The organism is Lapillicoccus sp. (assembly GCF_025353065.1).
Classification (GTDB): domain Bacteria; phylum Actinomycetota; class Actinomycetes; order Actinomycetales; family Dermatophilaceae; genus Lapillicoccus.
On the sequence record NZ_JANXRJ010000158.1, the window covers coordinates 1 to 9,715 of the forward strand.

General features: G+C 69.7%; 12 protein-coding genes, 1 tRNA gene and 1 other annotated feature. Of the genes, 8 read left to right on the forward strand and 5 right to left on the reverse strand.

The genetic code is table 11. From position 1 onward, the window contains the following. Positions 1-213: 213 nt before the first annotated feature. From Q0R63_RS12725 to pntB, 3 genes are all read left to right on the forward strand, one after another. Entirely contained in the window at positions 214-375 is a 162-nt protein-coding gene (locus tag Q0R63_RS12725; RefSeq protein WP_295697733.1) for a hypothetical protein, read from the forward strand. A gap of 198 nt (positions 376-573) precedes the next feature. After that, entirely contained in the window at positions 574-2,109 is a 1,536-nt protein-coding gene (locus Q0R63_RS12730; protein ID WP_295697735.1) for a Re/Si-specific NAD(P)(+) transhydrogenase subunit alpha, read from the forward strand. Position 2,110: 1 nt separating this feature from the next. Next, the gene (gene pntB / locus Q0R63_RS12735) at positions 2,111-3,493 is read left to right on the forward strand and encodes a Re/Si-specific NAD(P)(+) transhydrogenase subunit beta (protein WP_295697738.1); all 1,383 of its coding nucleotides are present in this window, start codon (positions 2,111-2,113) and stop codon (positions 3,491-3,493) included. 6 nt (positions 3,494-3,499) lie between these two features. Here the strand turns inward: pntB and Q0R63_RS12740 are convergent, their stop codons facing one another. Continuing rightward, a complete protein-coding gene (locus Q0R63_RS12740) occupies positions 3,500-4,720 on the reverse strand; it encodes a PLP-dependent aminotransferase family protein (RefSeq protein WP_295697741.1) in 1,221 nt (406 codons plus the stop codon). A 134-nt stretch (positions 4,721-4,854) separates the two neighbouring features. Between Q0R63_RS12740 and Q0R63_RS12745 the strand changes: the two genes are divergently transcribed. Next, positions 4,855-5,481, forward strand: coding sequence for a maleylpyruvate isomerase family mycothiol-dependent enzyme (locus tag Q0R63_RS12745; protein WP_295697744.1), 627 nt, complete (start codon positions 4,855-4,857; stop codon positions 5,479-5,481). A 4-nt stretch (positions 5,482-5,485) separates the two neighbouring features. Here the strand turns inward: Q0R63_RS12745 and Q0R63_RS12750 are convergent, their stop codons facing one another. From Q0R63_RS12750 to upp, 3 genes are all read right to left on the reverse strand, one after another. Next, complete coding sequence (locus Q0R63_RS12750) at positions 5,486-6,268, reverse strand: PH domain-containing protein (RefSeq protein ID WP_295697747.1); 783 nt, start codon at positions 6,266-6,268, stop codon at positions 5,486-5,488. 27 nt (positions 6,269-6,295) lie between these two features. Continuing rightward, positions 6,296-6,463 carry a hypothetical protein gene (locus Q0R63_RS12755; protein ID WP_295697750.1) on the reverse strand — a complete coding sequence of 56 codons (168 nt, stop codon included), beginning with the start codon at positions 6,461-6,463 and terminating at the stop codon, positions 6,296-6,298. 178 nt (positions 6,464-6,641) lie between these two features. Then, positions 6,642-7,280, reverse strand: a complete 639-nt coding sequence (upp, locus tag Q0R63_RS12760) for a uracil phosphoribosyltransferase (RefSeq protein ID WP_295697752.1) — start codon at positions 7,278-7,280, stop codon at positions 6,642-6,644. 73 nt (positions 7,281-7,353) lie between these two features. On the opposite strand from upp, the gene Q0R63_RS12765 reads away from it, so the two are divergent. Next, the gene (locus tag Q0R63_RS12765) at positions 7,354-7,791 is read left to right on the forward strand and encodes a nucleoside deaminase (RefSeq protein WP_295697758.1); all 438 of its coding nucleotides are present in this window, start codon (positions 7,354-7,356) and stop codon (positions 7,789-7,791) included. A 10-nt stretch (positions 7,792-7,801) separates the two neighbouring features. Further along, positions 7,802-7,888 (forward strand) — tRNA-Ser (locus tag Q0R63_RS12770). Here the strand turns inward: Q0R63_RS12770 and Q0R63_RS12775 are convergent. Beyond that, positions 7,870-8,673 carry a site-specific integrase gene (locus tag Q0R63_RS12775; RefSeq protein WP_295697753.1) on the reverse strand — a complete coding sequence of 268 codons (804 nt, stop codon included), beginning with the start codon at positions 8,671-8,673 and terminating at the stop codon, positions 7,870-7,872. The genes Q0R63_RS12770 and Q0R63_RS12775 overlap by 19 nt on opposite strands. A gap of 77 nt (positions 8,674-8,750) precedes the next feature. Between Q0R63_RS12775 and Q0R63_RS24595 the strand changes: the two genes are divergently transcribed. Both Q0R63_RS24595 and Q0R63_RS12780 read left to right on the forward strand, forming a co-directional pair. Then, positions 8,751-8,966 (forward strand): transposase, encoded by a 216-nt coding sequence (locus Q0R63_RS24595; RefSeq protein WP_366521121.1) that lies wholly within the window; start codon positions 8,751-8,753, stop codon positions 8,964-8,966. A gap of 80 nt (positions 8,967-9,046) precedes the next feature. Continuing rightward, positions 9,047-9,184 (forward strand) — a sequence feature (AL1L pseudoknot). A gap of 55 nt (positions 9,185-9,239) precedes the next feature. Continuing rightward, positions 9,240-9,715, forward strand: a 476-nt coding sequence (locus Q0R63_RS12780) for an IS3 family transposase (RefSeq protein WP_295697755.1), incomplete at its 3' end; no start/stop codon positions are given.

A 9,715-nucleotide genomic window follows, 5' to 3' on the forward strand; every position in this document is an offset into this window, starting at 1 on the left:
CCCCCGGCTCCCCCGGCTCCCCCGGCTCCCCCGGCTCCCCCGGCTCCGCTCGGCCGCCGCCCGGAGGGGAGACTTGATCTGTCACGCGCTATGTGTCATCATGAATGACACATAGCAGGAGACACATACAGATCCTCGCCATTGCTGCTGAGGCACCTGCTTGGACCGGCTCCGCTCCACAGCGACCGGGACTCCACCACCGAAAGGCTCGTCATGCCGCACCAGACCCTTCCCCGCCGCACCACCAGCCCATCCCCGTCCCCCTCCCGCAGCTCGCACGACCAGACCCCGACGGACGCGGGCTCGTTCGCCTTCCTCGGGGGCGTCATCGTCATCGTCCTGCTCGCCGTCCTCGTCTGGCAGGGCCTGTTCTGAGGCCTGTTCCGAGTTGGCCGACCCCGGTCGGCTGAGCCTGTGAGCACCGACACGTGCACCAACCGTGACATCGGTCTCCCGCTGAGAGCGGCCACCCCGTAGGTTGCGGAGGTGCCGATCCCCTCGAGGGTTCGGCGTCCCCGTCCTCGCCGTCCGAGGGGGGTGCGGCCGAACGGCGTCCAGCCAGCGGGAGTGTCAATGCGGATCGGTGTGCCACGCGAGACCAGGCCGGGGGAGTGCCGCGTCGCCGCGACGCCCCGGACCGTGGAGCAGATCCGAGGACTCGGCTACGAGGTCGTCGTCGAGAGCGGGGCAGGAGCCAGGGCAGCCTTCCCCGACGAGGCGTATGCCGCGGCCGGCGCCCAGGTGGGTGACCTCGCCGCCGTGTGGTCCAGCGACCTCGTGTTCAAGATCAACGCCCCCGACGACGCGGAGATCGCGGCGCTCCAGGACGGCGCGATCCTCGCCAGCCTGATCAGCCCGGCCCTGCAGCCGGCGCTCGTCGACAAGCTCGCGGCCCGCGACATCACCGTGCTCGCGATGGACGCCGTGCCGCGCATCTCGCGCGCGCAGGCCCTCGACGTGCTCAGCTCGATGGCCAACATCGGCGGCTACCGTGCCGTCATCGAGGCCGCCCACGAGTTCGGCAGCCTCTTCACCGGACAGGTGACGGCAGCCGGCAAGGTCCCCCCGGCCAAGGTCCTCGTCGTCGGCGCCGGCGTCGCGGGGCTGGCCGCGATCGGCACCGCCAACAGCCTCGGCGCCGTCGTCCGCGCCTTCGACGCCCGACCCGAGGTGGGGGAGCAGGTCGAGTCGATGGGGGCGCACTTCCTGCGCATCGACCTCGGCGAGCAGGAGCAGGAGGTCTCCTCGGACGGCTACGCGAAGCAGACGAGCGCGGACTTCGACCGCCTGGCGATGGAGCTCTACGCGGAGCAGGCCAAGGACGTCGACATCATCATCACGACGGCGCTCATCCCGGGGCGCCCGGCCCCGCGGCTCATCACCGCCGACATGGTCGCGACGATGAAGCCCGGCAGCGTCATCGTCGACATGGCCGCCTCCAACGGCGGCAACTGCGAGCTCGCCCGCGCCGACGAGCTGGTGGTCAGCGACAACGGCGTCAAGATCATCGGCTACACCGACCTCCCCGGCCGGCTCCCGACGCAGGCCTCGCAGCTGTTCTCGACCAACCTCGTCAACCTCCTCAAGCTGCTCACCCCCGCCAAGGACGGCGTCGCGACGCTCGACCTGGACGACGTGGTGATCCGAGGCATGACCGTCGTCAAGGGGGGCGAGCTGCTGTGGCCCCCTCCGCCGGTCCAGGTGTCCGCGACCCCGGCCGCGGTCCGCCCGGCCGCCGTCCTCAAGGTGGCCAAGCCGCCCGCCGACCCGCGTCGGCGCTACGTCGCGATGGCCGTGGTCGCCATCCTCTTCGCCGTGCTCGCGGCATACTCGCCGTCGGCGTTCCTCGGCCACTTCACGGTGTTCGCGCTCTCCTGCGTCGTGGGGTTCTACGTCATCACCAACGTCAACCACGCCCTGCACACCCCACTCATGTCGGTCACCAACGCGATCAGCGGGATCATCGTGGTCGGCGCGCTGCTCCAGGTCGGGCTGGGCAACACGCTCGTGACCGTGCTGGCGACCGCCGGGGTGCTCGTCGCGAGCATCAACATCTTCGGCGGGTTCCTCGTGACCCACCGCATGCTCAAGATGTTCCGGAGGGCGTGACGTGTCCGAGGCCCTCGTCCAGGCGAGCTACATCATCGCCGCGCTGCTCTTCATCTTCAGCCTCGCCGGGTTGTCCCGGCACGAGACCTCCCGCGCGGGCAACACCTTCGGTGTCGTCGGCATGGCCCTCGCGCTCGTCGCGACCATCGCGTATGCCGTGCGCTTCAGCCACGGCCCCGGCTTCGCCCTCATCGTCGCGGCGATGCTCGTCGGCGGCTCCATCGGCGTCAACCGCGCCATCAAGGTCGAGATGACCGGGATGCCGCAGCTGGTCGCGATGCTCCACAGCTTCGTCGGGCTCGCCGCCGTGCTCGTCGGCTACAACGCCTGGCTCGAGTCGCCCGCGCTGACGGGCGCCGACGCCCGCATCCACTCGGTCGAGGTCTTCCTCGGCGTCTTCATCGGCGCGGTCACCCTGACCGGGTCGATCATCGCCTACCTCAAGCTCTCCGGCCGGATCCCGTCCAAGCCGCTGATGCTGCCGGGCCGGCACTGGATGAACCTCGCCGCGCTCGTCGTCTCGGCGGGTCTGCTCGGGTGGTTCGTCGCCAGCGACGGCGCCGCGCCGATCGTCCTCATGACGGTCATCGCCCTCGTCTTCGGCTGGCACCTCGTCGCCTCGATCGGTGGCGGCGACATGCCCGTCGTCGTGTCGATGCTCAACTCCTACTCCGGATGGGCAGCTGCCGCAGCGGGATTCACGCTCGGCAACGACCTGCTCATCGTCACCGGCGCGCTCGTCGGCTCGTCCGGTGCCTACCTCTCCTACGTCATGTGCACCGCGATGAACCGCTCGTTCGTCTCGGTCATCGCAGGCGGCTTCGGCCAGGAGATCTCCTTGTCCGCCGGCGAGGACTACGGCGACCCCCGGGAGACCAACGCCGCCGACGTCGCCGACCTGCTGCGCGAGGCGAGCAGCGTCGTCATCACCCCGGGCTACGGCATGGCGGTGGCCCAGGCGCAGTATCCCGTCGCCGACCTCACGAGCCGGCTGCGGGAGCGCGGGATCACGGTGCGCTTCGGCATCCACCCGGTGGCGGGCCGGCTCCCCGGACACATGAACGTCCTTCTCGCAGAGGCCAAGGTGCCCTACGACATCGTCCTGGAGATGGACGAGATCAACGACGACCTCCCGACCACCGACGTCGTCCTCGTCATCGGCGCCAACGACACGGTCAACCCCTCGGCCGAGGACGACCCCGGCAGCCCGATCGCCGGGATGCCGGTCCTCGAGGTCTGGAAGGCCAAGGACGTCATCGTCTTCAAGCGCTCCATGGCAGCGGGCTACGCCGGGGTGCAGAACCCGCTGTTCTTCAAGGACAACACCCAGATGCTCTTCGGCGACGCCAAGGACCGCGTCCTCGACATCGTCAAGGCCCTCTGAGCCCGGTCAGCCCGGGAGCTGCTCGTGGAGCAGCTGGCCGAGCGCGGTGATACCCTGCACGATCTGCTCGGGCGTGCTGTTGGAGAAGCTGAAGCGGGCGTGCCGTGGTTCCTCGTCGACGGGGAAGAACGTCGCACCGGGGACGTAGGCGACCCGGGCCCGGGGCAGGGCGTGGTCGCGCATGAAGGCACCGGTGTCGAAGCCCTCGGAGAAGGACACCCAGGTGAAGAGCCCGCCCTCGGGACGCGTCCAGGTGACCCCGGCCGGGAAGGTCGCGGCGAGCGTCTCGAGCATCGTGTCGCGCTTGCTCCGGTATGCCGCGCACATCCCGGCGATGTGGGCGTCGATGTCGTGGGCGGCGAGGTAGCCCGACGTGGCGGCCATGTTGAGGGTGCTGCACTGGGTGTCGGCGGCGAGCTTGAGCAGCCCCAGCTGCGCGAGGATCTCCGGGGCGGCGAGGGCCCAGCCGAGCCGCATACCGGGCGCGAGGATCTTCGAGAAGCTGCCCAGGTGCACGACCCGGCCCTCGGTGTCGAGGCTCTTGAGCGTCGGCTGGTGGGTGCCTTCGTAGCGTAGCGCGCGGTAGGGCGTGTCCTCGACGACGAGGAGGTCGTGACGGTTCGCCAGCTCGATGAGCCGGTGCCGACGCTCGAGGCTCATCGTCACGCCGGACGGGTTCTGGAAGTCGGGGATCGTGTAGAGCAGCTTCACCCGGCCGGAGTCGCCTCGACCACGAGCACCGGTGGTGTGCTTGGCAAGGACGTCCTCGAGCACATCAGTGTCCATGCCGTCGGCGTCGACGGGGACGGCGGCATACCGCGGCTCGCAGGGGTTGAAGGCGATGAGCGCACCGAGGAACGTGGGGTTCTCGGTGACGACGACGTCGCCCGGGTCGAGGACGAGGCGGCCGGCGAGGTCGAGACCCTGCTGACCGCCCGAGACGACGAGGACGTCGTCGGCGGTCGCCGGCATCCCGTCGGCGGTCAGGCGAGCGGCGATCTGCTCGCGGAGCAGGGGGACACCGTTGGAGGCGGTGTACTGGAGCGACAGCGCATGGTCGCTGGTCAGCAGCCGGTCGAAGATGGGCCGCAGGTCGTCCATCGGGAAGAGCGCCGGGTCGGGGTAGCCGCCCCCGAACGAGGTGATCGACGGGTCGTCGCCGAGGCGTAGCAGCTCGCGGATCGCCGACGGGCGGACCCGCTCCATGCGGCTGGCGTAGTTGGGCACGGCGGCTGCCTCCTCCTGACCCTTCCTGGCATTGCTGACGGACTGCGGTCATCGTAGGAGGTCGTGAGGGGACGTCGTTCGCTAGGCTCCGGACAGCGGACAGGGGCGCTCAGCAGTGGGATCGGAGCGGACCCATGGCAGACCCGATGTGGCAGACGATCCATGTCGAGCGGCGTGCCCTCGCCGACGACCTCCGAGGACTCGACCCGGCGCAATGGGCCACGCCGTCGTGGTGCACCGACTGGACGGTGCAGGACACCCTGGGCCACCTGACGTCGACGGCGACGATGACTCCGCTGCGGTTCATCCTCGGCTTCGCCCGGGCGGGGTTCCGCTTCCCGAGCTTCTCCGCCGTCGGGATGGCGCGTTATCGGGGGGCCAGTCCCGCGGAGGCGCTGGCGAACTTCGTTGCCCACCAGGACGACTCGACGTCACCGCCCGGACCCAAGACCTCGTGGCTCGGTGAGATCCTCGTGCACAGCCAGGACATCCGCGGTGCCCTGGGGATCGCCCACACCTCTCCGGTCGACGCCGCTCGGGACGTGGCGCAGTTCTATGCCGGGTCCAACGCCCTCATCGGCGCGAAGGACCGGGTCGCAGGGCTGACGCTCAGGGCAACGGACACGGAGTGGAGCCACGGGAGCGGCCCCGAGGTCAGTGGCCCGGTCATGTCGCTCGTCATGGCGATGACCGGGCGGGCCCCGGCGCTCGAGGCGCTGAGCGGCCCGGGTGTGGACAGCCTGCGCGCGCGATGCGGTTGACGCGTCAGTCGTCGCTCTCCGGCGGGTAGAGCGGGATCGGGCCGGTGTCGCCGGTCCGCCGACCATGGCGCAGGTCTTCGCTGCGGTAGAGCGACTCGACGCCAGGGTCGTTCTGCTGCACCGGAATAGCCCGCGAGTGGCTGCCGAACTCCTCGACCGCCGAAGCCGTGGGAAGGTCGCCGTCCGAGCCGGCCGGAGGGTGCTTGACGACCTTCCACCGCGAGTCGTGGATGATCAGGCCGTCGTCGTGGTCGTCGTGGCTGAGGCTCTCGAGATCGTGGTCGTCGACCTCCCGCACGAGCACGCGGTCGCGGTCCTCCACCCCGAACATCTCCGCGCAGATGGCGCGGTAGGTGTGGTCCGGGTGGGGGATCCAGCGCACGTCGCGCAGAGCCTGCTCCTGGCCGGCGCTCTCCATGATGAACTGGCCGTAGCCGAGCACGCGCCCCGGGATCGAGCGCTGGTAGGACATGTCGGTGACCTTCATCAGCGGCATCATCGCGACGCGCGTCGAGATCAGGCCGTAGGTGAGCAGCAGCCGCTTGTCGGTGGCGACGAACCGGTCGTGCCACCAGGCGAGCACCTGCCAGAGCGTCCACAGCGCGAGCAGGACCCAGGCGGTCCACACGACGTTGACGATGACGCCCACGCTCTGGGGCGTCTTCGCGTCGACGACGAGCGCAACGGCCAGCCCCGCGACGGCCAGGGCCACGGGCCCGGTGATCTTGGCCCAGTGCTGGCGGAGCTCAACCACGACGCGCTCACCGTCGAGGAGGTAACGCCCCACGCCCCGGTGGCTGGCCATCCGGCGCTGTCAGCGGCCGAGCAAGGCGTTGAAGAACGCGAAGATGCTCGTCACGCCCTGGGCGAGGATGTTGTAGGACGTCTTGGCGATGTCGGCGGCCTGGGTCGGTGACTTGACGATCGCGTAGATCACGAACGCCAGAAGGACCCACCCGAGGATCTTCTTGACGCGTGACATCGGGACGGCTCCTTCAGCGGTGTGGGGACGGGCACAGTTTGACGACGGGCACGGTATGGGTCCCCATTGTGTCCACAGTGGCGCGTGGGACGGGCAGGCCGCGCCGAGACCGGGCGTGTTGGCCCGATTTGTCACCTAACCGGCGGACCCGGCACGCGGCATACCGGGGGCGAGGTGCTCAGACCAGGCCGTAGAGCCGGTCGCCAGCATCGCCGAGCCCGGGAACGATGTAGCCGTGCTCGTTGAGCCGCTCGTCGACCGCGCCGGTGACCAGCGTGACGGGCACCTCGAGCCCGGCGAACTCGCGCTCCACGTGGGCGATCCCCTCCGGCGCGGACAGCAGGGTGATCGCGGTGATGTCGTCGGCGCCGCGCTCGACGAGGTAGTGGATCGCCATGGCGAGGGTGCCGCCGGTCGCGAGCATCGGGTCGAGCACGTAGCACTGGCGCCCGCTCAGGTCGTCGGGCAGCCGGTTGGCGTAGGTGATCGCCTCGAGCGTCTCCTCGTTGCGCATCATGCCGAGGAAACCGACCTCGGCCGAGGGCAGGATGCGCACCATGCCGTCGAGCATCCCGAGCCCGGCGCGCAGGATCGGCACGACCAGCGGCTTGGGGTTGGCGAGCTTGATCCCGGTCGTCGGGGCGACCGGCGTCTCGATCTCGAACGGCTCCACCCGCACGTCGCGCGTCGCCTCGTAGGCGAGGAGGGTGACGAGCTCCTCGACGAGCCGGCGGAAGGTCGGGGAGTCGGTGCGCTTGTCCCGCAGGTAAGTCAGCTTGTGGTTGATGAGCTGGTGGTCGGCGATGAGGACGCGCATGCGGGAAACGTATCGTGTGGCCGTGCCCGATCCGCTGCCACCGCTGCCGTTCGACCCCCGGTATGCCGGGTGGATGGCGCGCGCGATCGACCTCGCCTCGGCGGCGGGTCGGCATGGTGACGTGCCGGTGGGCGCTGTTGTCGTGTCACCAGGCGGCGAGGTCGTCGGTGAGGGGGCCAACGCCCGCGAGGCGACGGGCGACCCGACGGCGCACGCCGAGGTGGTCGCGCTGCGGGAGGCGGCGCGGCATACGGGCGGCTGGCGGTTGACCGACCACACCCTCGTCGTGACCCTCGAACCGTGCCCGATGTGCGCGGGGGCGATGCTGCTCGCGCGGGTGCGGACGGTCGTGCTCGGCGCCTGGGACCCGAGGGCCGGCGCGTGCGGCTCGGTGTGGGACCTCGCCCGCGACGGGCGCGCCAACCACTGGGTCGAGGTCGTCGGCGGCGTGCGTGAGGAGGACTGCGCCCGGCTGTTAACCGATTTCTTCGCCGGCCGTCGACTCCGGTAACCTGACCGACGGTGGCGTGTCCGAGCGGCCTAAGGAGCACGCCTCGAAAGCGTGTGTGGGTTAACGCCCACCGTGGGTTCAAATCCCACCGCCACCGCCGTTGACCTGCGGAAACGCCGGTCGGAGCGCAAGTGCTCCGGCCGGCGTTCCTGTCTTAGTCTCATTTCTAGTCTCATTCGGCTCTGGACTCGCTTCCCACAGCAGGGCACCGACCTGGTCGGCGATGTCCCGTCGGATCGGCTCGATGACGTGCGCGTACCGCTGGGTCATCGCGGGGTTCGACCAGCCCAAGACGCTGATGATCGCGGGTTGGCTCACGCCGAGGAGGAGGAGGACGGTCGCCGCGGTGTGGCGGGCATCGTGCAGGCGGCTGTCCCGGATGGCCGCCTCCTTGAGCAGTTCCTTCCAGTGGCTCCAGTCGGTTCGAGGGTTGATCGGAGCGCCCGTCTCGGTGGCGAATACCCAGCCGCCTTCGTGCCAGGCAGTGCCCGCGTGGAGGCGCTCGACATGCTGGGCCTGTTGGTGTTGGACGAGGAGACTGACGAGCTGTCGGGGGAGGCCGATCTGACGTCGGCCCGCTCGTGATTTCGTGGTGTCGGTGTCAGGGTTGGTGCGAACCCGTTGAGGGCAGTAGCCGGCGAACCGATGACCGCACGTCCCTCCGCAACCGTGACCGTACGTGGGCCGGACTCGGCTTCGGCGAATGGTGAGGACCCCGATGTGCGAGTCGACGTCGGACCACTGCAGCCCGAGCGCTTCGCCTTGCCGAAGGCCAAGAGCGAGGGCGAGAACCCACCGGACCCCGTTGCGGTGGCCGGACGCGGCAAGGAAGATTCGCTTGACCTCCTCGACGGTAAACGGGTCGACATCGTGCGGATCCACCCGCGGTGCCCGGGCAACGGTCGCAGGGTGTCGTGTACCGGGTTTGATGGAGACCATCAACCCACGGAGGTTTGCGCATGGCAGCACCACGGAAGTACCCGAACGAGCTTCGGGAGCGAGCGATCCGGTTGACGCTGGACGCGCGGAAGGACCCGGCCTCACGGTCAGGGGCGTGTTCTCGGATCGGTGGCCAGCTCGGGATCAACCCGGAGACGTTGCGGGGGTGGGTCGCCCAGGCGGAGGTCGACACCGGGACACGGGTCGGGACCAGCACGGTCGACTCCCTCCGATGACGGCGGATGGCCGAGCTGGAGCGGGAGAACCGTGAGCTGCGCCGCTCGAACGCGATCCTGCGGACGGCTTCGGCTTTCTTCGCGTGTCCACGGCTGGAGCTCGACCGCCCCTCCCATTGATCCTCGAGTACATCGAGAAGAACAGGCTGTTGTTCGGAGTCGAGCCGATCTGCACCGCCCATGGAGGGCTGACCAGCGCGGGGATGCCGATCGCTCCGAGCACCTTCTACGCCGCAGCCACGATGCCGGACGCGGCCGCCGTCGGCGCGGGCGGTGCGGGACGAGGACCTCAAGCCCGTGATCGCCCGGGTCCACCAGGAGAACTACGGCGTCTACGGGATCCGCAAGATGCACGCCCAGCTGGCCCGGGAGGAGGCCTTGGCCGGGTTGCAACCGGTGGCCCGCTGCACCACCCAACGATTGATGAAAGACCTGGGCCTGCACGGGGTCTCGCGGTTGAAGGGCCCCCGGACCACGGTGGCCGGCAAGGAACCCGATACCCGCCCCGACCTGGTCAAGCGCGCGTTCACCGCGGACCGGCCCGACCGCCTGTGGGTCGGGCTTATGACGGACATCACCTACGTTCGCACCTTCGCCGGGTGGGTCTACGCCGCGTTCGTCCTCGACGTCTTCAGCCGCCGCGTCGTCGGCTGGCAGCTGTCCACCTCACTCCACGTCAATACGGACCGACCTGGCCCTCGACGCCCTCAACATGGGGTTCTGGACCCGCGCCCACGAGGGACACAACA